The sequence below is a fragment of the Streptomyces agglomeratus genome (genome assembly GCF_001746415.1).
Classification (GTDB): domain Bacteria; phylum Actinomycetota; class Actinomycetes; order Streptomycetales; family Streptomycetaceae; genus Streptomyces; species Streptomyces agglomeratus.
Genome location: NZ_MEHJ01000001.1, coordinates 7,023,114 through 7,045,340, shown reverse-complemented (window position 1 = coordinate 7,045,340; position 22,227 = coordinate 7,023,114). Strand labels below are relative to the sequence as shown.

Sequence of the window (22,227 nt, the reverse complement as noted above, 5' to 3'; positions counted from 1 at the left end):
CCCTGCGGCGGGCTTGAGCACGAAGGGCATACTTGCCGCCGGGCGCGATCACTTCCGTAACGCTAGGAGCAGCAATGGCCGACCAGATCGCCACCGAGAAGACGACGTTCAAGACGGTCTTCGAAGTGGGGTCGTCTTTCACGGGCCGGGCGCGGAACATCGAGGCCGGGTTCCAGCACGCGATCGCCCCGGCGACCGTCGGCTTCGACTTCGGTGAGATCAGCCGGGCGGCGAGCGGCATCCCCGACTGCTCGACCGTGAAGATCATCCGTGGCTGGGGTCTTCAGGAGACCGCTCCCGTCAGTGTCATGGTCCTCTCGCTCAAGGAGGCCGTACGCCAGGCACTTCCGCTCCCGTCGGCCAACCCGGCCTTCTGGGACAAGGTCGAGGGGGCGCTCACCGGAGCGTTCGTGGGACTGGGCGGACAGGAGGGCACCCACCTCTCCTTCTACCGCGAGGAGGCCGACCGTACGAGCTACTACTACAACCTGCTGTTCGCCCTCCAGGACGAGGAGACCGGGGACAGCCTCTACGCCGTCGCCTTCTGCGCCAACGTGACGGTCGAGCTGGGCGCGCGGGAGGTCCGGTCCCTGACCACCGGGGACACCGCGCGGTACACGATCCGCCTCAACGCGATCACCGTGCGGCAGGTGCCGCCGTCCGCGGGCTGATCCCCGGGGCGCCGAAGCCGACGGAGTTCACCAATGGCGCTGTGCCTCACCCCGCATAGGGGTGAGGTCAGCGGCCTCACCCGCGCGGGGTGAGGCCAGTGCCGTTCCGCCGGGCCCCGCTCCGCCAGTACGCGCAGCGGCGCCCGGAAGGAGAGCAGCGCCGGCATCGCGGGGGCCGAGGCGGCGTCCACGAGCCGCAGGTCCGGCAGCCGGGCCGCGGTCATCCGCAGCATCACACCGGCCTCGGCCCTGGCCAGTTCGGCGCCGGAGCACCGGTGGCGCCCCACGCCGAAGGACAGATGTCCGCGGCGGTTCGACCGCTCGGGCAGAGCCGCTCGGGTTCTCGAACACGTCGGGGTCCGAACCGGTGGAGGCCAGCATCAGCAGCAGCGGCGCGCCCGCCGGGATGTCCACTCCGCGGACGGTGACCGGCCGGGCGGTGACACGCCGCCAGGTGGTGATCGGGGGTTCGCGCCGCAGCATCTCCTCGGCCCAGGGCTCCACACCGGCGGGTTCGGCGGCGAAGCGCCGCCACAGCCCCGGCTCGCCGAGGGCGCGCCGGTACATGAGGGACATCATCTGCCGGGTGGTCGCCTGACCTGCGATGATCATGAAGTAGAGCACCGCCGCGGACTGGGCGGCGCTCAGCGGCCCGCCTCCCGGCAGGCGGTGCGCCGCCAGTGCGCCGAGGAGCGTGTCCTCCCCGGCGGCGGGCCCGGCGACCAGGCCCCTGATCCACCGGTAGAAGTCGGCCGCCTCACCGGCCAGCTCCAGCTGCCGGCCGGCGTCCGGCCGCCCCCAGAAGAGCTCCAGTGAGGCGTCGCTCCACCGCGCCAGGGTGTCGAGGCCCGCGTCAAGGGCCTGATCGAGGCCGAGCAGCCGCAGCAGTACCAGCAGCGGGACGTCCCGCGCCGGCGTCGTGGCCAGGTCGCACACACCGTCGGCGGCGAGCCGTTCCTCGGCCAGGTCGAGGCACTCCCCCGTGACCCGCTCGATCATCGGCACGGACGCGGCGACGGCCCGCGCGTTGAGCAGCCGCGTCATGACGCGCCGGTACCCGGCGTGGCTCTCGCCGCCGTTGCTGGCCAGAGTCGGCGGCAGAGCGAACCGGGCTTTGGCGAGGACGCGCAGGGTGGGTATGGAGAAGCGGCCGATCGCGTCCATCGCGTTGTCCGGCAGGAAGGTGTCCGTGTCGAGCAGGATCGCGCGTACGTCGTCGTACCGGCTCACCAGCCACAGGCCCGTGTCCGGTTCGTAGTGCACCGGCGCGTCCTCGCGCAGGGCGTCCCAGACCGGGAAGGGGTCGCTCACGTACCCCTGGTCGAAAAGATCCACCGTTCCCATGGGTGTCGCCATGACGGAACCCACCCCCCTTCCTCGCGCCGCCCCAGGTCAGGCGTCTCCCGGGCCGCACCATATCGCCTGCCCGAAGCAGCCGGTTCGCCGCCCGTCCCGTCGGCTCGGGGCGACCGCTCAGCTCTGCGGTTTGTCCGGCCCGCGGGGTGCGACGTGCTCGCCCGGGGTGGCGAGGTCCGCGACCGCGTCGGCGCCGACCACCGCGCCCGTGGACCTCCTGCCACGCCGCAGCCGGCCCTCCAGCCAGCTCGCGAAGGTGGTGAGGGCGAAGTTCAGCAGGACGAAGATCACGGCGACGACGGTGAAGCTGGCGATGGTGTTGGCGCCGTAGTTGGCGCTCATGGGACGCACCGATGCCAGGAGCTCGGCGAAGCCCAGCAGCGCGCCGCCGAGCGCGGTGTCCTTCACGATGACGACCAGCTGGCTGACGAGCGCGGGGAGCATCGCGGTGACCGACTGCGGCAGCAGTACGTACCGCATCATCTGTCCCTTGCGCATGCCGACAGCCTTGGCCGCGTCGGTCTGCCCGGCCGGCAGGGACAGGATGCCGGCCCGCACCACTTCGGCGAGTACCGAGGCGTTGTAGAGGACGAGGCCGGTGACCACCGCGTACAGCGGCCGGTTCTCGGGGCTGATGTCGGTGAACTCGGCGTACGCCGCGTTCGCGAAGAACATCAGGATCAGGACCGGAATGGCGCGGAAGAACTCCACGACCGTGCCGGCCGCGCCGCGCACCCACCAGTGGTCCGACAGCCGGGCGATGCCGAACAGTGCTCCGAGGGGCAGCGCGATCACCATGGCGAGGGACGCGGCGATGAGCGTGTTCTCCAGGCCGGGCAGGATGTACGTGGTCCAGGCCCGGGAGTCGGTGAAGAACGGCTCCCACTTGGCCCATTCGAGCTGGCCCTTGTCGGCGAGATTGCGGCCCACCCACCAGATCAGCGCCGCGAGGGCGACCAGGAAGACGATCGTGAACAGGACGTTGCGCCGTCTGGCACGCGGCCCGGGGACGTCGTACAGAACGGAGGTCATCGCCGCACCGCCACCTTCTTGCTCACCCAGCCGAGGATCAGACCGGTCGGGAGGGTGAGGCAGATGAATCCGAGCGCGAAGATGGCGGAGATGAGGAGCAGTTGCGCCTCGTTCTCGATCATCTCCTGCATCAGCGCCGCTGCCTCGGCGACACCGATCGCGGCGGCCACCGTGGTGTTCTTGGCCAGTGCGATCAGTACGTTCGCTAGCGGACCCACCACCGAGCGGAAGGCCTGCGGGAGCACGACCAGCGTCAGCACCTGCGTGAAGCTCAGGCCGATGGCGCGCGCGGCCTCCGACTGTCCGACGGGCACCGTGTTGATGCCGGACCGCAGGGCCTCGCAGACGAACGCGGAGGTGTAGGCGATCAGGCCGAGCACGGCGAGCCGGAAGTTGATGGTCTTGAAGTCGTCCGCGCCGAGGCTGACGCCGAGGGTCTGGAACAGGCCCAGCGAGGTGAAGACGATGATGACCGTCAGCGGGATGTTCCGGACGACGTTGACGTAACCCGTGCCGAAGCCGCGCATCAGAGGTACCGGGCTGACCCGCATGGCGGCCAGGAGCGTTCCCCAGATCAGGGAGCCGATGGCCGAGTAGACGGCGAGCTGCACCGTCACCCAGAAGGCTCCCAGCAGATCGTAACCTTCGAGAAAGTCGAACACGGTCTCCCGCATTTCCGCGTGGGTGGGGGCCTGGCGCGCCGCGCCGGTGCGCGGCGCGCCGTTCGGTCGCGGGCCTCAGCTCACGACGTTGCCGATCTTCGGGGCGGGCTCGTTCTTGTAGTCGGCCGGGCCGAAGTTCTTCTCGACGTACTCCTGCCAGGAGCCGTCGGACACCATCTTCTCCAGGGCGGTGTTGATCCTGGCCTTGAGTTCGCTGCCCTTCTGGACGCCGATGCCGTAGTTCTCATTGCTCAGCTTGAAGCCGCCGAGCCTGAACTTGCCCTGGTGCTCCTTCTGGGAGGCGTAACCGGCGAGGATCGAGTCGTCGGTGGTCAGGGCGTCGATGACCTTGTTCTCCAGGCCGGTCAGGCACTCGGAGTATCCGCCGTACTCCTGGAGCTGTGCCTGCGGCGCGAGCTTGGTCTTCACGTTCTGCGCGGAGGTGGACCCGGTGACCGAGCAGAGCTTCTTGTTGTTCAGGTCCGCGGGCTTCTTGATCGAGTCGTCGTCCGCGCGGACGAGGATGTCCTGGTGGGCGAGGAGGTAGGGGCCGGCGAAGTCGACCTTCTTCTCCCGTTCCTCGTTGATCGAGTAGGTGGCCGCGATGAAGTCGACATCGCCGCGCTCCAGGAGCGTCTCGCGGTCGGCGCTCTTGGCTTCCTTCCACTCGATGTCGCCGGGCTCGTGGCCCAGCTCCTTCGCGACGTACGTCGCCACGTCGACGTCGAAACCCGTGTACTTGCCGTCCGGGGTCTTCAGGCCCAGGCCCGGCTGGTCGAACTTGATGCCGACAGTGATCTTGTTGCCGTTACCGCCCGAACCGCTCTCGTCGCCGTCGTCGGAGCCGCATGCCGTGGCGGTCAGGGACAGAGCGAGCGCGGTGGCGGCCGCGGCGGTGACCTTGAGCATCTTCATGGTGATCATCCCTGGGGATTGATTGGGGGGAAGGGATTGATGTGGGGAAGGAGTCCGCGGGGCGCGGCCGGGGCCGGGGAGGCCCGGTGGGGCCTCGGCGGGGGGGCTCAGTGGTGCAGGATTTTCGACAGGAAGTCCTTGGCCCGGTCGCTGCGCGGGTTGGTGAAAAACTCGTCGGGTGTCGTCTCCTCCACGATCCGGCCGTCCGACATGAAGACCACGCGGTTCGCGGCCGACCGGGCGAAGCCCATCTCGTGGGTGACGACGACCATCGTCATGCCGTCGCGGGCGAGCTGCTGCATCACCTCCAGCACCTCGTTGATCATCTCTGGGTCGAGCGCCGAGGTCGGCTCGTCGAAGAGCATGACCTTGGGCTCCATGGCCAGCGCCCGGGCGATCGCCACGCGCTGCTGCTGGCCGCCGGAGAGCTGCGCCGGGTACTTGTCCGCCTGGGTGGTCACACCCACCCGTTCGAGGAGCGAGCGCGCCCGCTCCTCCGCGTCCTTCTTGTCCTTCTTACGGACCTTGATCTGGCCCAGCGTCACGTTCTGGAGCACGGTCTTGTGGGCGAAGAGGTTGAACGACTGGAACACCATGCCCACGTCGGCCCGCAGCGCGGCGAGCTCCCGGCCCTCGGCCGGCATCGGTTTGCCGTCGATGGAGATCTCGCCCGAGTCGATGGCCTCCAGCCGGTTGATGGCGCGGCACAGTGTGGACTTGCCCGACCCGGACGGCCCGATGACGACGACGACCTCGCCGCGGGAGATGGTCAGGTCGATGTCCTGAAGCACATGCAGTGCGCCGAAGTGTTTGTTGACGTTCTTCAGCACGACGAGCGCGTCGTCGGTGCCCGCCGTCGCGTTTCCCTTGGTCACAGCTACTCCGCTCATCGGCTTCATACTCCGTCCGACTCCGGCCGGGCGCACGCCGAGGGGGCCAAGCGGGCAGGAACGTTGGCGCGGCCGGTGCGAAGAGCGGTGATCTAGACCGTCGCGGTCTCCCGGGCCTTGGCAATGAGCAGGTCGAGAAGGGCCAGCAGGGTGTCGCGGACCTCCTCGCGGGAGCGGGCGTCGAGCATGAGGACGGGGGTGTCCGGGTCACGCAGATGCAGCGCCGCCCGGATCTCTTCGGCGGTGTACGGCTGCTCGCCGTGGAAGCAGTTCGCGCCGACCACGAAGGGGAGCCCGCGGCTCTCGAAGAAGTCGACGGCCGGGAAGCTGCGGTCCAGACGGCGTGTGTCGACCAGTACGACGGCTCCGAACGCCCCGTTCAGCAGGTCGTCCCACATGAACCAGAAGCGCTCCTGGCCCGGGGTGCCGAACAGGTAGAGGACGACTCCGGCGTCGGTGAGGGTGATCCGCCCGAAGTCCATCGCCACGGTGGTCACCGTCTTGGACTCGATGCCGTCGAGGTCGTCGACGCCGACCCCCGCCGCCGTCAGCCGCTCCTCCGTACGCAGCGGTTCGATCTCGGAGACGGTCTCGACGAGCGTCGTCTTGCCGACGCCGAAGCCGCCGGCGATGAGGATCTTGACGGGGGCGGCTTCGCCGGCAGGGGTGTCATAGGTGGGCAAGGCTGTCCCTGATTCTCATGAGCAGGTGGACATTGCTGGTCTCGGCGCCTTCCAGGGGCGGTCGGTGGTGGATCAGCCCCCGGTCCGCCAGTTCGCCGAGCAGGACCGTCATGGGGGTGAGGCGCATGTGCATCCGGGCGGCGATCTCGGCGACCGCCCGCCCGTCCGGGGGCGGGCACATGCCGAGGATGGCCTGCCATTCGGTGGGCAGGCCGCCCAGCGCGTCCGCGTCGACCGCCGCCGTGATGGTGGTGTCCATGGTCAGGACGGTGTGCGGTGCGGCTGTACGGCCGTCGGTCAGGGCGTACAGCCGCGTCCGGCGGCGGTCGCGGGGCTGCGGATCTTCCGCCATCAGGACGGGAGCACCGGGTTGCGCTCAGGTGTGCCCAGCCATTCACCGAGCGCCTGGGCGGTCCGTACCGCCTCACCGCCCAGCTCGCCCAGCCGCGCCTTGCGGGAGGTGACGACGATGAGCGTGCTGCCCTCGCCGCAGCCCACGATGCACAGATAGCGGTCGTCCATCTCGACCAGCTGGCGGATCACCCCGCCGCCGTCGATCTCCCGGGAGATCGCCTTCATGGTGGCCGCGATTCCGGAGGACGCGGCGGCTATGCGCTCGGCCTGGTCGCGTTCCAGCAGGTAGGCGCTGAGCTTGATGCCGTCGTTGGAGAGGAGCACGGCCCCCTGAATGCCGGCGATCCTGGTCAGGTTGTTGTCCAGGATGCTGTAGATCATGTCGTTCGATGTATTCGTCATGGCTGGTCCTGTCGGAGCTCTGCTTCCACTTTCCGGGTCCCTTGTTCGTAGTCGGTCCAGGCGTCGGCCACCTCTTCGGGCGTCGCCGCTTCCTGACCGGCCGTTGCTTCCGGTGCGCGCGGCTCGCGGAGCTGTTCGGCGATATGGGTGTGCGGTACGCGCTCGGGGAGGGCGGGCCGGGATCCCCCGGCCCGCGGGGCCGGAGGTGTGCGCTCCGGCGACCGCTCCAGCGCCGTTTCCCGCGGACGTTCGTGTGTCCGGCGGCTCGGCAGTCCGGTCTTCGCCTGGGCCGGTCCGGGCTTGCGTACTTCGAGGCGGCGCGGGGCGGCAGCGTCCTGCGGGGGGACGGCCCGCACGGGCGCCGGCGGCGCCTCGGGTGCCGGTTCCGGCTCCGTGGGCACGAGCAGTTCCCCGGGAACGACGACCACGGCCGATGTCCCTCCGTACACCGAACGGCGCAGCGTGACCGTGGCGGGGAGCTGGTCGGCGAGGTGGCCGACGACGAAGAGGCCGAGGCGGTGCGCGTTGCGGGCCAGGACGGCGTACGGCGGAGCGGAGTGCAGGCGCCGGTTCATCTCCTCGTAGCTCGCGGCGGTGACACGCGGGCCGCGGTCCTCGATCTCGACGGACAGCCCGTCGGCCACCAGCTCGGCCCGGATGACGACCTTCGACCTCGGCGGGGAGAACCGGGTGGCGTTGTCCAGCAGTTCCGCGAGCAGGTGGCTGATCTGGCTGATCACGCGTGGCTCGACGCTGATCTCGTCCAGGGCCTGCCGTTCGATCCGCCGGAAGTCCTCGACCTCCGCGGCGGCCTCGCGGAGCAGGTCGGCGACGCGCATGGGCTCGGTGTGCGGGTCGGGGATCTCGCCGCCCGAGAGGATGAGCAGGTTCTCGATCTGCCTCCGCATGCCCACCGTCAGCTGGTCGGAGCGCATCAGCTGGGCGAGGAGTGCCTCGTTGTGGCCGAAGGTGTCCTGGAGGTCCTCGGTGAGGCTCAGCTGACGGCTGACCAGGTTGCCGGTACGGGAGGCGATGCCCGCGGCGAACATGCCGAACCCCTGGCGCTCGTCCGCGAGCTGCCGGTGTCCGTCGACGGACACGGCGACGACCCTGGCGAACGCGTCGCTGATCCGTCCGACCTCGTCCTGGGCCCCGGTCGGGGCGGGCAGCGTGTCGGCGTCGACGGGCTGCCCGCGCTGCAACCGGGCCACGACGTCGGGCAGCGTCTCCTCGGCGACGGCCACCGTGCGCTCGTGCAGCGCGCGCAGGCGGCGCAGGACCGTGCGCGTGGTGAACACGACGACGCCGGCGACGAGCAGCAGCGTCCCGCCGCTTCCCGCGACCAGCCGGGCGACCTCCGTCTCCAGTTCGTCCGCCTTGGCGTCGGCGCGTTCGAGCACGCCCCGCGACCGGTCGGCGTTGAACGTGGCCAGCTCCCCCGCCAGCTTGTCGTGCGCCGTCCGCCAGCCGGCTGCCTCCAGCGGCAGTCGCACACCGGTCGCGATGTCCTCGTGGCCGGACATCACGACGTTCTCGATGCGGGTCTTGGCCTGCCACGCGCCCGAGCCGGTGATCCGCCGGAACGACGCCCTGTCCTCGGCGGCCAGGTACGGCACGATCGACGTGTCGTACAAGTACCTGTGGGCTCCGACGGCGTTGACGTACTCGGCGAACCGCGATGCCGTCAGCTCCCTCGACGGCCCGGCCGACGCGAGGATGGTCTCCTCGCGCGCCAGCAGCTCCGAGGCCGAGAACATGGTGGCGACGAGCCGGCTCTCCTGAGTGAGCTCGGCGTCCTGGGTGTGGCTGAACTCCTGCTGGTAGACGTGGATCGCCTCGTCGATCACGCCGTTGAAGTAGCCGATCGTACGGTCGGCTCCGGCGCTGCGGGCATCGGCGCGCTCGCGCTGGGCGTCGAGGTCGTCGAGACTCTCCCGCACCCGGACGAGGTGGTGGTCCCGCTGCCCGGACTCCGCCCGGTCGCCGCCCGCCGTGCGGAACTCGGCCGCGGCGCGGTCCGTCGCCGCGCGTACGTCCCTGACGTCGCCCGCGGAGACCGCGGAGCCCGCCCGCCGCGCGGCCGTCGTACTGCGCTCGGCCTGCAACGCGACCATGAGTCTGTACACGGGTACGCCGATCCGCTCACCGGCCGCCACGTCGGCGCGCAGGTGTTCCGACTGTCCCCGCAGCCGTTCCGCGGTCACTACGGCCTGGGCGCTCATCGCGACGGTGGGGACGACCGCCAAGCAGATGAGCAGGGTGCGCAGGCGAACGGTTCGCCGGCGACGGTTTTTCGACGTATCTCGTGAGCCTTCGGGTTCTATGGGAGACATCAGTCCTCGGGGACGCGGGAGAGCGGAAGAACAGCGAGCGGCCGGGCCGGCGCGAGACGGGGAGCGGGACTTGGGACGGCGCCGGACCGGGGTGCAGACGTGGGGATGCAGATCATAACCAGCCACGCCAGGAAAGGGAGTGGTTGCCTCCGCGATCACTACGTGGTAACTGCGGCAGGGGGCGTCGCGGGCCGGGGGCCGTGCCGGAGTTCGACCGGTACGCCGTGCGGCGCCCGCCGGGTGCGCGCGTCACGGGGCGCCGGCACGGTCGACCAGCCGGCACAGCTCCACCCGGGAGCGCACACCGAGCTGCGCGAAGACGTTGCGCAGGTGGTGGTCGACGGTCCTGGGGCTGACGGAAAGGCGCCGCGCCACCTCGCGGTTGGTCGCCCCCTCCGCCACGCAGTGGGCGATCCGCAGCTGCTGGGGCGTCAGACAGGACAGCGCCCCCACCGGTTCGCCGCCCGCCACGTCGCCGGTGGCGCGCAGCTCCGCTCGCGCCTGGTCCACCCAGGTACGTGCACCGGAACGCTCGAAGGCCACCAGTGCGTCTCTCAGGCGGACCCGCGCCTCGCCCGGACGGCGCCGGCGGCGCAGCCACTTCCCGTAGAGCAGCTGGGTACGGGCCCACTCGAAGTCGCCGTCCGCCAGTTCGTGACCGGCCAGCGCCCGGGCGTACAGCGCGTCGGCCTCACCGGGGTCCGCGAGCAGTGCCCGGCAGCGGGCGAGCAGCGCGGGGGCCTGCGGGTCTCCGCCGTGGGCGGCCCAGGCCGCGAACTCCTCGACGGCGCCGCGCGCGTCGTCGGGGTGCCCGGCCAGCGCGGCGGCTTCGACGAAACAGGGCACGGCCAGCATCCGGACGGCGAAGTGGCCCCGGCGCGGGCCCGCCCGTACCAGCGGGCCGAGCCGCGCGGCGGCTTCGACCGGCCGTCCCCGCCCCAGGTCGGCCCGCCCCGAGGCCCATTCGGCCAAGGTGGCGGCCTGGGCGAGGCCGTGCGGACCGGCGATCGCCAGGGCCGCCGCGACATGGCCTGCCACGGCCCCGGCGTCGCTCTCGACCGAGGCGACCAGGGCGAGGATCGCGTGCTGGTGGGCGGCGGCGTTGCGCTGGCCGGCGCGGTGGGCGGCGCGCAGGCCCTCCCTCGCGTGCGCACCGGCCCGGGCGTGGCGTCCGGCCCGTAACTCGGCGTACGCCAGGTGCTCCAGGAGCCGGGGCACCAGGGCGACCAGGCCCCTGGCCCGGCCGACGGCGAGACCCCGCGTGTGGAGGCGGCACGCGGCCGTGATGTCACCGAGGACGAGCGCGGCGGCCCCGGCGCGCAGCAGCCGCTGCGGGTCGTCGTCGTGCACGGCCCGCTCCAGTACCCGCCGCAGCGGCCCCCTGGCCTGCTCGGGCCGTGCCTGGAGGGCGGCCAGCATTCCGGCCCGGTAGTCGTCGTACGTCCCGCTCCCCCCGGGGGCGGCCGACGGCGGGCGCGCCGTCGGGGCGTGCGGGCACGCGCCCTGTCCTGCGGCGTACGGAGCGGTCCCGGCCGGCGCGGTACGCGGCGCGGGCCCGGCCGGCACGGGATCGGCGCCGCCGAGCGCTGGATCGGCGCCGCCGAGCGCGGCCACGCAGGCCGCCGCGTCGCCCGCCACCCAGGCCGCTTCCATGGCGCCGAGGCGCGCCGCGAGAGCGTGGTGCGGGTCGTACGGGCTGAGCAGCCCGGCGGCGACCAGCAACGCCCCGTACGCGTCACCGGCGGGGCCGTCGCCCATCGCCAGGGCGCCCCGGACGAGTTCGGCCCGGCCGCGTACAGCGTCGTGGGCCGCCCCCTCGGGGGCGGCGGCCAGCAACTCCCGCGCCCGGTGCGGGCACCCGGCGAGCCTCGCGTGCTCGGCGGCCGCCGTGGTGCGGGCCGTACGGGCGCTGTCGTCGGCGGTGGTGAGCTCGGCCGCCCGGGCGAGGGCCAGTGAGCGCTGGAGGGCCGGGACCCACGGGTCCGGCGCGGCGGCGGCCGCGGCCAGGTCCCCGGCGAGGCGCGGGTCGGGGCCGTCTGCGGCCAGCGCGTGGTGCAGCAGGCGCGGGAGGCGGTGCCCGTCACCGCCGAGCGCCCCGGCGAGCAGCCGGTGGGCGGCGCGGCGACGGGCGGCGGAGGCCCCGGCGTGCACGGCGCGTCGCAGCAGCGGGTTCACGAAGCGGATCAGGTCGCCGTCGCAGCGCGCCACCCCTGCCGCCTCCGGGGCGTCCAGCGCCGCCGGGCCGATGCCGGCGGAGCGGGCGGCGCGCAGCACGAGGTTCGCGTCGGCTCCGGCGGCGCCCGGCGCCTGCTCCTCGGCGGCGGCCGCCAGCAGCAGTACGAACGCGGTGTCCGGCGGCAGCGCGGCCAGCCTGCCGCCCACGGTGCGCGACAGCGCGTCCGCGTCGGCGAGCGGCCGGGGCAGCGGGGCGTGCCCGGAGAGCTGGGCCGGTGACAGGCGGCCGGCCAGTACCTTCAGCAGGGCCGGGTTGCCCTCGGCCTCGTGCAGCAGTGCCTCCCGTACGGCGGGGTCCGTCCCCTCCCCCGCCAGCTCGTCCAGCAGGTCCCCCGCGGCGCGTTCGGTCAGCGGACCGAGGCGGACGGCGGGCAGTCCGGCGAAGTCCGGGTCCTGTGCGCGGTGTGCGGCCGCCGAGAGCAGCAGCCCGACGGAGCGCAGGGCGTCCGGGCGCCGGGCGGCGAAGCCGAGAGCGGCGCGCGACGGTGCGTCCCACAGGTGCGCGTCGTCGACGCAGACCAGCAGGGGCCGCCCGGCGGCGAGGCCGGACAGCAGCTCCAGCAGTCCGCCGGGTTCGAGACCGGCGGGCAGGATGCCGGCGGACGGGGCGCCGGGCACATCGCCGGCGGCGCACAGCAGCGCGTGCACACCGCTGTACGGGAGTGCGCTCTCGGCCGGTACGGCTCCGGTGTGCAGGACGGGACCCGCTGTGAAGCCGAGCGCGGCCCGGCGCAGGAGGGCGGTGCGGCCGAGGCCGGGCTCCGCCGCGAACAGCAGCGCGCCGCCGTGGCCGGAGCGCAGCCGGTCCGACAGGGCTGCCACGGCTTCGAGTTCGGAACGCCGGCCGTACAGCCGGTGCGGAACGCTCACGGTCGTATCCCGGTCACGGCCGTCACGTTACGTCCGCGTAAGCAGAGACGGAAGCCTTCTGTCCGTTACCGCGCGGGAGGCCCTGTCCCCCCTCTCACCTGGGGAGACGGCGGTCCGAGCAGGTCTTGGCTGGGCGCGCGCCCAGCGGCGGCGGGCCAAGTCTGTGCCGGCGCACACGGCCCGGGGAAGCGGTGTGCCGGTGCCGGCCGCGGGGCACGCGGCCGGCACCGGCACCGGATGGCCGGCGAACGTCAGGAGGTGTGCGGGCAGTTGCCGCGGTACTCCTCGATGGTCAGGCTCGGGCGCGGCAGCGGGCAGAGGAACTGCTCGTAGCGGGTGTCGTTGTCGATGAACCGCTTGAGCCACGAAATGCTGTACTTCGCGATGGTGGTGTTGGACGTGTTCGGCGTGAAGTGCGTCGCGTTGTTGAGTTCCAGGTACGCCTTGTCGAGCGAGGACGGCAGGCTCTCGTAGAAGGGCTCGGAGTGCGAGCCGACCGACGCGACCGTGTCACCGTCGGCCCCCACGACCAGGGTCGGGGTCTTTATCTCCGGCCAGGTCTTGTCGGTGTTCCACCCGGTGAGCGGAATGGCCGCCTGGAGGGAGGGCCGGCTCTTCGCAGCCTCCAGTGAGCCGCCGCCGCCCATGGAGTGACCCATCACGCCCAGCCTGCCGCTGTCGATCCGGGCGCGTACGGTGCTGCGCTGGGTCAGGTAATCGAGTGCGGCCAGGAGTTGGCTGCCTCTGCTGTCCGGCTGGTCGTACCGGGTGAGGGTGCCGATGGTGAAGACGACGAAGCCCTGGGAGGCGAGTCGCGGACCGAGCCAGGCGATGGACGACTCACCGGCGGTGAAGCCGGGCGAGATGGCCACAGCGCCGAAAGTGCCGTCGCCGGTGGTGGTCGGGTAGTAGACCGTCCCGCCGCCGAAGCCGGTGACGCTCAGGGAGGAGACGGAGGTCTGCGAGACCGCGTACGGGCCGTTCGGCGCCTCGATGCTCGCTGTGGTAGGGGCGGGGCCGCGCTCGTACGGGTTGTCGGCCGCCTGGGCGGCGGGGGTGGCGACGGAGCTGAGCCCGCCGACGGCGAGGAGCGCCGCCAGGCCGGCCACGAGCGACCGCAGGCGGCCGCTCCCGCGTCGGCGGTGGGCGGGAGCGTTCCGGATGGTCTCACTGCTGAACTGCTGCACGACTGAGTCGTCCTCTCGGTCGTGGCGGTGCCGATGGCCGTGACCGGCGCGACGCACTCGTCGCCGAGGGCTGTGGCCGGTCGTACGTGGGGGCGGGCACCGCCGTGTTCGCTGGCGGGTGCCACTGTCTCCGTACGTACGGCGCGCGGGCATCGGTGGAATCACCTGTCTCCGCCGGACTCCCCGCCCCTCCCCCCTCCCCTTGCCCCGGCCCGGCACGGTGCCGGACAAGCGAGAGGGAGGAGAGCCGCACGAAGCGGTTCTCCTCCCTCTGCTGACGGGGCAGGCGCGTCAGCCGGCCGGCCGCGCCTCGCCCTTCAGGAGCACGGGCAGGCTGCGGTGGCCGTTGGAGATGAACGACGCGACCTGCGCCAGCCCCTCCGCCGGGGTGGCCGCGGCCAGGCCGGGGAAGCGCTCGAAGAGCGCGGGCAGGGCGATCTGCGCCTCCAGCCGGGCCAGCGGCGCTCCCAGGCAGAAGTGCACGCCGTGCCCGAAGGCGAGGTGCTCCTTGTTCAGCCGCGTGACGTCGAACCGGTCCGCGTCCTCGCCGTGGAGCGCCGGGTTGCGCCCGGCGGCGGCGTACGCGGCGAGGATCGCGTCACCCTTCTTGATGGTCACGCCCGCCGTCTCGATGTCCTCCACCGCGTAACGCAGGGGCAGGGTGGCCACCGGCGCCTGGACGCGCAGCGTCTCCTCGATCACGTCGTTCCAGGTGGCCCCGCCGGAGCGGACCAGTTCGAGCTGGTCCGGGTGGGTCAGCAGGGCGTGGATCGCGTTGTCGAGCAGGTTGACCGTGGTCTCGTGGCCGGCGCTGATCACCAGGAGCAGGGTGTCGACGAGTTCGGCTTCGGTGAGCCGCTCGCCGTCCTCCTCCCGCGCGGCGATCAGGACACTGGTCATGTCGTCGCCCGGCGTCCGCCGCTTGAGCGCGACCAGGTCGGACAGGACGGTGTGGATCCCCTGGAAGGTGGCTGCGGCCTCCTCGGCGGAGGCGGCGGTGTTGAAGATGCCGTCCACCAGGCGGCGCAGTTCCTTGCGCGTGCCTTCGTCGCTGACGCCGAACAGCTCGCAGATCACCTGGATGGGGATCGGGTAGCAGTACTCCTCGCGCAGATCCACCACCTGCCCCGCCGGGGCCGCGGCGAGGCCGTCGAGCAGATCGGCGGTCATGCGCTCGATACGCGGGCGCAGGGCCTCGGTGGCGCGCGCGGTGAACGCCGTGGAGACGAGCTTGCGCAGCCGCCTGTGGTCGTTTCCGTACGCGGTGAACATGTTGGTCACGGCGACCCAGGTGAACAGCGGCCAGTCCGGGGTTATCTCCCCGTTGATCCACGCGGGCCAGTGCTGCCTGGGGTCCTTCGACACCCGGGGGTCGGTGAGCAGTTCCTTGAGCAGCGCGTGGTCACTTACCGCCCATGCCACCACCTGGCCAGGGAGCTCCACCAGCGCCGCCGGCCCGCGTTCGCGGATGCGGGCTCCCTCCCCGTGGATGTCGGTACCGGAGGGGTCGATGACGAGGGGGCGGGATTCGTGTTCCATGTACTGGCTCCAGAGGGCTCGTCCGTGGTGACCGGCTGGGTGATCGGGAGGAAGCGCACAGGCAGGGCGGCAAGGGCCCGGTGGAAGGGCCCTTGCCGCCACTCCAACCGCTCTACCCCTACGGCGAGTTCGGTATCCGGGAGGCGGTCGAGGAGTTTCTCCACGGCGACCGCGGCGATCAGCCGTGCGGGGCTCTTGGCCGGGCAGGTGTGCGCGCCCGCGCTCCAGGCCAGGTGAGCGCGGTTGCCGCCGCGCCGGTCACCGGCGAGGGCGGGGTCGGTGTTCGCAGCGGCCAGGCTGATCAGGACGGGTTCGCCCGCGCGCAGCTCGATACCGTCCAGCTCCAGGTCGTGCAGCGGGTAGTGGACGGCGTAGTTGGCCATCGGCGGGTCCGTCCACAGCACCTCGTCGAGCGCGTCCTCGACGGGCATGCTGCCGCCGGCCAGGTCGCCGGCGAACCGGTCGTCGGACAGCAGCAGCCGCAGCCCGTTGCAGATGAGGTTCTGCTGGGGTTCGGTGCCCGCGCCCATGAGGACGACGAGCTGATGCATCATCTCCTCGTCCGTGAGCCGCGCCGGGTGCGCCATCAGCCAGGACGTCACGTCCGCCCCGGGCCGCTCGCGCTTGAGGGCGACCAGCTCGGCGACGCCCTCGGTGAGGACCGCGTTGGCCTTCTCCGAGTCGGCGTCGGCGTCGAAGATCCCGGACATGCCCTCGACGAGCTTGTCGCCCGTCTCCGGCGGGCAGCCGAACATCTGGTTGAAGACGAGCAGGGGCAGGATCGCCCCGTACTCGCCGAGCAGGTCGGCCCGGCCCGTGGGACCGAACCGGTCGATGAGGGTGTCGGCGCTCTGCTCGACGTACCCGCGCAGCGCGTTCGGGTCCACGCGGCTCAGGCTGTCGGTGATCGCGCCGCGCAGCCGGGCGTGCTCGTCGCCGTCGGTGAACAGCGCGTTCGGCCGGTACATCATCATCGGGACGACCGGGCTGTCCGCCGGCACCGTCCCGTCGGCGAGGTCGCGCCAGCGGCGCGGGTCCTTGGAGAACCGCTCCGGGCTGCGCAGCACTTCGAGGGCGCTCTCGTAGCCGGTGACGAGCCAGGCGCGGACGCCCGGCGCGATGTCCACCGGCGCGACGGAGCCGTAGGTGCGCAGGTGTGCGTACGTCGCCGCCGGGTCGGCGGCGAAGTCCGGCCCGTACAGGGGTGTACGGGCCCCCGCGCCTTCGGGGCCGGCGTGCGCGGGGCAGCCGGGGGGCGGGGCCGTGCCCGGGCCGTGCTGGGGGGTGGTCATCGGCGCTCCTGTGAGGTGCGGGTCATGAGGTACTCGACGAGGGAGATCAGCGCCTCGGTGGAGGACGCGGGGTGCCGCGCGTCGCAGGTGACGAGGGGGGTTTCGGGGAGCAGGTCGAGGGCTTCGCGTATTTCCGCCGCCGGGAAGACCGGCGCGCCGTCGAACTGGTTGACGGCGACCGCGTACGGCATGCCGTGCTCCTCCAGCAGGCCCATGATGTCGAAGGACTGATCGAGCCGCCGGGTGTCCGCGAGGACCAGTGCGCCCAGGGCTCCGTTCAGCATGTCCTTCCACAGGGGAGTGAAGCGTTTCTGCCCGGGAGCGCCGAAGAGGTACAGCACCAGCTGTTCGCTGAGCGTCAGCCGGCCGAAGTCCATGGCGACGGTGGTGGTGGTCTTGTCCGGGCTGCCGGCCAGGTCGTCGACCGTTTCGCTGGCCTGCGTCATGGTCTCCTCGGTACGCAGCGGCCGGATCTCCGAGAGCGTGCCGACGAAGGTGGTCTTGCCGACCGCGAAGTGACCCACGATCAGGATCTTGACCGCCGTCCTGACCGTGTCGGAGACGTAAACCTGGCCTGCCTGACCGACCGGGTCAGAGCCTGGCGCGGAGTCCATCAAGCACCTCCTGGAGGAGCTGGTCGTCGGGAAGCTGGGCCCTGGGTACGGGCGGCCGGGTACTGATGTGGCCGCTGTCGATCAGGTCGCTCAGCAGGACCTTGGTGACGCTGATCGCCAGCGACAGGTGTCCGGCCACTTCGGCCACCGACAGGGCTCCGCCCCGGCACAGCTCCATGACGCGGCGCTTCTCCGGGCTCAGCCCGGTCAGGGGCCGGTCGTACGCCGCCGTCACGAGCGTGACCAGGTCGAGCGTGTTGCGCGTCGGATGGGCCCGGCCGTCCGTCACGACGTACGGGCGGACCAGGCCCCTCCCCCGCCTGTGCGGCGGGCTCATGCCGGGCGGCTGGTGCCTGGCCGGGCCGCCGGTACCGCGTCCTGCCGGGGCGGACTGGTCAGCTCCTTGCCCAGACGGTCGACGAGCTTGTGCATGCCGTAGGTGACCGCCTCCATGTCGACGTTCTGGGTGGCGGAGACCGCGAGGTAGGCACCCGCGCCCGCGGCGACCAGGAAGACGTACCCGTCGACGAACTCGACCAGCGTCTGCTGCCAGGGAGAGGACTCCTGGGCGCAGAACTCGGCCGTGCTGCGGCTGATCGACTGGAGGCCGGACAGCGCGGCGGCCTGACGTTCGGCCTCGTCGCGCGCGATGCCCTGGGAGTGCGCCCGGAGCATGCCGTCCGCGGACAGCAGGATCGCGTGGCGGGCTTCCGGGACCTTGAGGACCTCGTCGAGCATCCAGCCCAGTTCGTTGGCCATGTGGTCGTTCATTGCTGCGGGTTCCCTTCGTCGTCTTGGGAGGCGGCGCGCCCGTAGCGGGTGCCGCGGGCGAACGCGCCCATGCGGGACGCCGTCTCGGCGGCCGGGCGGACCGGGGTGTGACCGGCGGCGGGTGGTGCGACGGCCGCCTGCTGTCCCGCGTCCGGGTCCTGGGCTGACCGGCGGCGGCGCTTGGGGAGACCGCCGGCCGTGGACGCCGGAGCGGCAGCGGGAGGGGCGGCGACGGCGCCACCGGCCGCGGCAGGGGCGGCGACGGGTGTACGGGCGGGTTCGGGGGCGGGGGCCGCTGCCGGGGCGGGCTCCGCTGGCGCGGGGACTGCCGCGGGGACTGCCACGGGGGTGGTTCCGGCCTCCTGTGCGCCCGCCGGTGCGGCGGGGGCGCGTACGCGGTTGAGGAGTGTGTGGGGGAGGAACAGCACGGCGCGCACTCCGCCGTAGGGGGACCGGGTGTCGACGGAGACGGTGAACCCGTACCGGGCGGCGAGTACGCCGATGACCGCGAAGCCGAACTGCGGCGGGTCGCCGAGCCGGTTGATGTCGATGTCCTCACGGCCGGACAGAAGCCGGCCGGCCTCCTCGGTCTCGCGGGCGTCCATGCCGACCCCGGCGTCGTCGATCACGACACAGACGCCGTTGTGCGCGGGCTGGACGCTGACCTGGACCGTGGTGTTGGGCTGCGAGTGTCGCGCCGCGTTGTCCAGCAGTTCGGCGACCGCGAGGACCACGGGCTCCACCGCCCGGCTCACCACGTCCATGTCGACCCGGGAATGGACTTCGACGCGCCGGTAGTCGCGGATCCGCGAGGTGGCGCCGCGTACGACGTCGACCAGCGCCGACGCGACGCGCTGGCGTCCCGGCCACGAACCGCACAGTACGGCGATGGCCTGCGCCCTGCGGCCGAACTGCGCGTTGGCGTGGTCGATCTCCAGCAGGTCCTGGAGCACATCGGGGCTGTCGTGCCGGTCCTGCATGTCCGAGATGGACAGCTGCTGTTCGTTCGCGAGTGCCTGGAGCGCGCGCATCGCCGCCTTGAGCGTCGCCCGGGCCGACTGGTCGGCCCGGCCCCGCGCGGCGTCGACGGCCTGCGCGAACAGGTCCTGGACCTTCTGGAGACTCTGCCCGTACGCCGTGCCGGCCAGCCCCGGATCGAGCGGACCTGGCAGGGGGACGGGCTGCTGGTGGGCCTGCGTCAGCGCGGGAAGGCGTACCTCGACCAGGTGGGCGGCCTCCGCGTCACGCGCCCGCAGGCTGCGCTCCGACGCGGTCAGGCGCCGGCGCAAAGCGGTGGTGAGCCTGCGCTGGCGGACCAGCAGGACCGAGGCCGCGAGCACACAGACGGCAAGGCACCAGACCACCGCCTCCGGTATGTGTTGTGTCATCAGATCCTCATGAGCGGGGGGAGAGGTGAAGCCGCTGATCATCCTAGGCATGACACGTGGGTTCAAGTCGTCCGGGGCAGCAGCTATCTGATTGCCCATCAGTTGTTGCTGGGTGGGCGGGGGTTCGTTGTCAGAACGAGGCGCCCGGCGCGAAAAACGTCGCCAGCATCGTGTCCATGACCTGCCGCTGGCGCGGCCAGTCGGTGCCCGGCCCGGCGACCTGGACCCCGTACATGGTGTCGTCGGGGGCCGTGAAGACGCGGTAGATGCCGCGCCTGCGCCCGCCGCCCGTGGCGTCGTACGCGAAGTCCACCTCGACGGCCGCGTCCGGCCCTTCGCCGACCGGCCCGATCGCGCGCTCCGTGTAGCCGGGCACGACCGAGGACACCCCGCGGGAGAACGCACGCGCCGCTTCCATGTGTTCGGCCAGCCCGACAACCGTGCCGACCTCCAGGTAGGAGGCGTAATCCGGTGCCACGTAGGCATGGGTGCCGCCGTTGAGCTGGTACGACCAGTCCTGTGGCACCGCGAGACTCACGCCACCGGGGCCGGTGGCGATGCGGTAGCCGGCCGGAGAGGTCGGGGAGGCGGTGGGAAAGGCGGTCGCAGAGGTGGCGCCTCCGGTACCGGAAGGGGCGTCGCCGGCCGGCGCCCGCCACCATACGACGGCGGCCACCAGCGCCGCGACGACGAGCCCGGCGACGAGGAGCGGCAGCCGGTGCGCCCGCGCCCGCGAAGTCCTGGTGGCGTCCGGTAGGGAGTCCTCACCGGGCAGCCGCCAGGGAATCGGCGGCGGCGTCAGCGGGCGTCCGGGACGGGTGTCGGTGTCGGGGTAGTGCGCCGCACCGGCGGCCGGGTCCGGGTCCGGCTCCCCAGCAGCGTGCGCGGGCGGCGGGGCGTCACCGACCGCATCCGCCGCGACGGGGCCTTCGTCCTCCACGTACTCCCAGCGCTGGGCACCGGCGTTCCACCGTCCGAGCGGGGAAGGGGAAGGGGACACCATCAGCCCCCTGGCCGGGACGTGACGGCGGTGACGGCGATGACGGTGGCGCTCGTCGCGCCGCCCCAGGCGTGGCGAGTCGTCGGGAGCGCCGCGACGTCCCGGGCGCCGCGTGTCTCAGGACTTGTCACGCCTCGCCTCCCCCTTGTCCTCGTCCCCGGGCGGGCCGGCCGGCGCACCGGCCGACGCGCTGACGGTGTTGCTGTCGCCGATCCCCACGGCGCTGTTGTGCACCGACTGGATGTAGACCGCTCCCTGGCCGAGGTGCACGGCCTTGCGTTCGAACTCGGCCGTCTGCCAGCCCGCCTCGTCGAGGGCGAGCTGGACGCCGCGCGCCACGCGGTCCTGCACGGTCTTCAGGTACCGGTCGACGTCCATCGCCTGGAAGAGCGAGGCGTCGGGATCCGCGCCCAGTTCGCGTACGGACGTCTCGGGGCCCACCGGTGGCGCGCCGGAGTTCGCCGCGGTCAGCGTGCGCCAGCCGCTGCGCAGCCCGCGGCCGAGCGTGGCCAGCGCCGCGCCGAGTTCGCGCGGTGTGTCGGCGAGGGCCCGCAGCGCCAGTGCGGCGGCGTTGTCCCGGCGGAAGCACCGGGCGGTGCCGTCCGCGTCCCGGAACTGACGCCGCACCGGCCGCAGCACGTGCGGCGCGGCCTCCAGCATCAGCATCCCGCCCTGTGTGTGCACCCGTACGAAAACGGTGACCACGATGTCCTCGTCCCAGCCGCCCACCCGGATCCGCAGGAAGTGACGGCGTTTCTCGCCGCCCTCCTCGACGGCGGACGCGCGGTGTTCCTCGAAGTCCTCCGCGCCGAGCGACACCTCCTCCCGCCGCCGCAGTCCGGCGACCGGCAGGAAGACGCACTCGTCGACGACGAGTTCGCGCAGCCGGTCCAGTACCGCGGCGGCGACCCGCGGGGAACCGTGCGGGGAGGGTACGCGCAGCGCCTCGACCAGCGGGACGACCCGGCGCAGGATCTCCTCGTTGTCCACCGCCTGGGGCTCGCGGGCACCAAGGTCCGTGCGGGGCCGCAGCTCCACCGAGAGGTGCCAGGGCCGGAAGGGCATGCCCGCGCCGCAGAAAGGATTCGCCGTCCCGTACATCACCAGCGGCCAGTGCTGTTCGCCGCGGATCAGCTCCTGTACGAGGCGCAGGCGCGGCCCGCGGAACCGCTCGGCCGGATCGCGCCCGAGGTCCGGATACCGCTGCGGGGACAGCGGTCCGGACATGGTGCGGGCCAGCCGCTCACGCCTCAGGCCGACGAGGACCGCGAGCAGCAGGAGGAAGCCGAAGAGGACGGAGGACGACCGCGTCCAGGTGTCGTCCGGGCCGTAGTAGAGCTTGAACTGCCACTCGCCGGGCAGCAGCCGGTACTGGAGGTCGAGCGCGCGGAGGGACCAGTGGACGAACTCCACCAGCGGGTTCTCCAGTAGATCGCGGTCCGTCCGGACCAGCGGCGCCAGGGCCGCCGTCACCAGGATCAGTCCCAGCAGCACCCGGGCGTACAGCTGGAGCAGGCGGGACAGCAGACGCATGAGTGGGTTGTGGCGGGCGGCCTTCACCGCGCGGGCGGCGGCGCTCAGCAGCAGACACGGCAGCAGGAGCTGGACGGCGAACCAGCCGTCGGTGACGAGGGCGGCCGTCACCCAGACCCCGGCCGTCGCCGCGGCCCAGCTCAGTTCGTCCCGTCGGGCGCGCAGCGCGTGCGCGAGGACGCGGGCCGCGTCGATGCCGTAGCTCGGCGCCACGACGCGTTCGTCGTGGACGTACAGCTCGTCGATGACCCGGTCCCGGAAACGCGGGTCGAGGTACGTGCCGGAGCACAGCAGCCGGCCCGCCTCGCTTGCGGCCGGGTCGACCGGCGCCTTGCCGGACAGGCGCGGCTCCGGGGCACCCGGCGACTGGGGAGGAAGCGCCGTCTGGCTCACCCGGGTGACGATAGAGGCGGGTGGGGGAACACGGACAGGCGTAAACGCGCCATACACCCGCGGTGAGGTTTACCCGCGCCCCGGCTCGTACCGCCCCGGGGACGCCG

Annotated in this window: 21 protein-coding genes; 1 reads left to right on the top strand and 20 read right to left on the bottom strand. The window is 72.3% G+C overall.

Annotated features, from left to right (window positions below; genetic code table 11):
• Positions 1-74: 74 nt before the first annotated feature.
• Positions 75-671 (top strand): Type-2Aa cytolytic delta-endotoxin, encoded by a 597-nt coding sequence (locus AS594_RS30830; RefSeq protein WP_069935569.1) that lies wholly within the window; start codon positions 75-77, stop codon positions 669-671.
• A gap of 27 nt (positions 672-698) precedes the next feature.
• Here AS594_RS30830 and AS594_RS30825 read toward each other — a convergent pair whose 3' ends face one another.
• From AS594_RS30825 to AS594_RS30735, 20 genes are all read right to left on the bottom strand, one after another.
• The gene (locus AS594_RS30825) at positions 699-2,027 is read right to left on the bottom strand and encodes a cytochrome P450 (RefSeq protein ID WP_141747181.1); all 1,329 of its coding nucleotides are present in this window, start codon (positions 2,025-2,027) and stop codon (positions 699-701) included.
• A gap of 117 nt (positions 2,028-2,144) precedes the next feature.
• Positions 2,145-3,059 (bottom strand): amino acid ABC transporter permease, encoded by a 915-nt coding sequence (locus AS594_RS30820; protein WP_069932055.1) that lies wholly within the window; start codon positions 3,057-3,059, stop codon positions 2,145-2,147.
• Positions 3,056-3,721 (bottom strand): amino acid ABC transporter permease, encoded by a 666-nt coding sequence (locus tag AS594_RS30815; protein ID WP_069930078.1) that lies wholly within the window; start codon positions 3,719-3,721, stop codon positions 3,056-3,058. The genes AS594_RS30820 and AS594_RS30815 overlap by 4 nt, the downstream gene beginning before the upstream one ends.
• Positions 3,722-3,796: 75 nt before the next feature.
• On the bottom strand, positions 3,797-4,636 hold the full coding sequence (locus tag AS594_RS30810; RefSeq protein WP_069933775.1) for a glutamate ABC transporter substrate-binding protein: 840 nt from the start codon (positions 4,634-4,636) through the stop codon (positions 3,797-3,799).
• A 107-nt stretch (positions 4,637-4,743) separates the two neighbouring features.
• Entirely contained in the window at positions 4,744-5,526 is a 783-nt protein-coding gene (locus AS594_RS30805) for an amino acid ABC transporter ATP-binding protein (RefSeq protein ID WP_069930077.1), read from the bottom strand.
• Positions 5,527-5,618: 92 nt separating this feature from the next.
• Positions 5,619-6,209, bottom strand: coding sequence for a GTP-binding protein (locus AS594_RS30800; protein ID WP_069930076.1), 591 nt, complete (start codon positions 6,207-6,209; stop codon positions 5,619-5,621).
• A complete protein-coding gene (locus AS594_RS30795) occupies positions 6,196-6,561 on the bottom strand; it encodes a DUF742 domain-containing protein (protein WP_069930075.1) in 366 nt (121 codons plus the stop codon). The genes AS594_RS30800 and AS594_RS30795 overlap by 14 nt, the downstream gene beginning before the upstream one ends.
• Complete coding sequence (locus tag AS594_RS30790; RefSeq protein ID WP_069930074.1) at positions 6,561-6,965, bottom strand: roadblock/LC7 domain-containing protein; 405 nt, start codon at positions 6,963-6,965, stop codon at positions 6,561-6,563. Before AS594_RS30790 ends, AS594_RS30795 begins: the two co-directional genes overlap by 1 nt.
• Positions 6,962-9,211 (bottom strand): sensor histidine kinase, encoded by a 2,250-nt coding sequence (locus AS594_RS30785; protein ID WP_240509116.1) that lies wholly within the window; start codon positions 9,209-9,211, stop codon positions 6,962-6,964. Before AS594_RS30785 ends, AS594_RS30790 begins: the two co-directional genes overlap by 4 nt.
• A 336-nt stretch (positions 9,212-9,547) precedes the next feature.
• Positions 9,548-12,403 carry a helix-turn-helix transcriptional regulator gene (locus AS594_RS30780; RefSeq protein WP_069930072.1) on the bottom strand — a complete coding sequence of 952 codons (2,856 nt, stop codon included), beginning with the start codon at positions 12,401-12,403 and terminating at the stop codon, positions 9,548-9,550.
• Positions 12,404-12,654: 251 nt separating this feature from the next.
• On the bottom strand, positions 12,655-13,566 hold the full coding sequence (bdeA, locus tag AS594_RS30775; RefSeq protein WP_069933776.1) for a bis(hydroxyethyl) terephthalate hydrolase: 912 nt from the start codon (positions 13,564-13,566) through the stop codon (positions 12,655-12,657).
• 315 nt (positions 13,567-13,881) lie between these two features.
• The gene (locus AS594_RS30770) at positions 13,882-15,015 is read right to left on the bottom strand and encodes a cytochrome P450 family protein (protein WP_070343628.1); all 1,134 of its coding nucleotides are present in this window, start codon (positions 15,013-15,015) and stop codon (positions 13,882-13,884) included.
• A complete protein-coding gene (locus AS594_RS30765) occupies positions 14,997-16,421 on the bottom strand; it encodes a cytochrome P450 (protein ID WP_240509115.1) in 1,425 nt (474 codons plus the stop codon). Before AS594_RS30765 ends, AS594_RS30770 begins: the two co-directional genes overlap by 19 nt.
• Entirely contained in the window at positions 16,418-17,035 is a 618-nt protein-coding gene (locus AS594_RS30760; protein WP_069930070.1) for a GTP-binding protein, read from the bottom strand. Before AS594_RS30760 ends, AS594_RS30765 begins: the two co-directional genes overlap by 4 nt.
• Positions 17,013-17,372: a DUF742 domain-containing protein gene (locus tag AS594_RS30755; RefSeq protein ID WP_069930069.1), complete on the bottom strand. Its 360-nt coding sequence runs from the start codon at positions 17,370-17,372 to the stop codon at positions 17,013-17,015. Before AS594_RS30755 ends, AS594_RS30760 begins: the two co-directional genes overlap by 23 nt.
• On the bottom strand, positions 17,369-17,806 hold the full coding sequence (locus tag AS594_RS30750; RefSeq protein WP_069930068.1) for a roadblock/LC7 domain-containing protein: 438 nt from the start codon (positions 17,804-17,806) through the stop codon (positions 17,369-17,371). Before AS594_RS30750 ends, AS594_RS30755 begins: the two co-directional genes overlap by 4 nt.
• Positions 17,803-19,194, bottom strand: coding sequence for an ATP-binding protein (locus AS594_RS30745; RefSeq protein ID WP_069935566.1), 1,392 nt, complete (start codon positions 19,192-19,194; stop codon positions 17,803-17,805). The genes AS594_RS30750 and AS594_RS30745 overlap by 4 nt, the downstream gene beginning before the upstream one ends.
• A gap of 130 nt (positions 19,195-19,324) precedes the next feature.
• A complete protein-coding gene (locus AS594_RS30740) occupies positions 19,325-20,197 on the bottom strand; it encodes a hypothetical protein (protein WP_141746823.1) in 873 nt (290 codons plus the stop codon).
• Positions 20,197-20,325 (bottom strand): hypothetical protein, encoded by a 129-nt coding sequence (locus AS594_RS47315; protein WP_276207439.1) that lies wholly within the window; start codon positions 20,323-20,325, stop codon positions 20,197-20,199. Before AS594_RS47315 ends, AS594_RS30740 begins: the two co-directional genes overlap by 1 nt.
• Entirely contained in the window at positions 20,312-22,120 is a 1,809-nt protein-coding gene (locus AS594_RS30735; protein ID WP_240509114.1) for a hypothetical protein, read from the bottom strand. Before AS594_RS30735 ends, AS594_RS47315 begins: the two co-directional genes overlap by 14 nt.
• Positions 22,121-22,227 lie beyond the last annotated feature (107 nt).

Excerpts from the sequence above, each read along its gene's own strand:
- AS594_RS30830 (WP_069935569.1), top strand. The coding sequence starts at position 75 with ATGGCCGACCAGATCGCCACCGAGAAGACGACGTTCAAGACGGTCTTC.
- AS594_RS30825 (WP_141747181.1), bottom strand. The coding sequence starts at position 2,027 with ATGGCGACACCCATGGGAACGGTGGATCTTTTCGACCAGGGGTACGTG.
- AS594_RS30820 (WP_069932055.1), bottom strand. The coding sequence starts at position 3,059 with ATGACCTCCGTTCTGTACGACGTCCCCGGGCCGCGTGCCAGACGGCGC.
- AS594_RS30810 (WP_069933775.1), bottom strand. The coding sequence starts at position 4,636 with ATGAAGATGCTCAAGGTCACCGCCGCGGCCGCCACCGCGCTCGCTCTG.
- AS594_RS30805 (WP_069930077.1), bottom strand. The coding sequence starts at position 5,526 with ATGAGCGGAGTAGCTGTGACCAAGGGAAACGCGACGGCGGGCACCGAC.
- AS594_RS30795 (WP_069930075.1), bottom strand. The coding sequence starts at position 6,561 with ATGGCGGAAGATCCGCAGCCCCGCGACCGCCGCCGGACGCGGCTGTAC.
- AS594_RS30790 (WP_069930074.1), bottom strand. The coding sequence starts at position 6,965 with ATGACGAATACATCGAACGACATGATCTACAGCATCCTGGACAACAAC.
- AS594_RS30765 (WP_240509115.1), bottom strand. The coding sequence starts at position 16,421 with ATGACCACCCCCCAGCACGGCCCGGGCACGGCCCCGCCCCCCGGCTGC.
- AS594_RS30760 (WP_069930070.1), bottom strand. The coding sequence starts at position 17,035 with ATGGACTCCGCGCCAGGCTCTGACCCGGTCGGTCAGGCAGGCCAGGTT.
- AS594_RS30755 (WP_069930069.1), bottom strand. The coding sequence starts at position 17,372 with ATGAGCCCGCCGCACAGGCGGGGGAGGGGCCTGGTCCGCCCGTACGTC.
- AS594_RS30750 (WP_069930068.1), bottom strand. The coding sequence starts at position 17,806 with ATGAACGACCACATGGCCAACGAACTGGGCTGGATGCTCGACGAGGTC.
- AS594_RS30745 (WP_069935566.1), bottom strand. The coding sequence starts at position 19,194 with ATGACACAACACATACCGGAGGCGGTGGTCTGGTGCCTTGCCGTCTGT.
- AS594_RS30740 (WP_141746823.1), bottom strand. The coding sequence starts at position 20,197 with ATGGTGTCCCCTTCCCCTTCCCCGCTCGGACGGTGGAACGCCGGTGCC.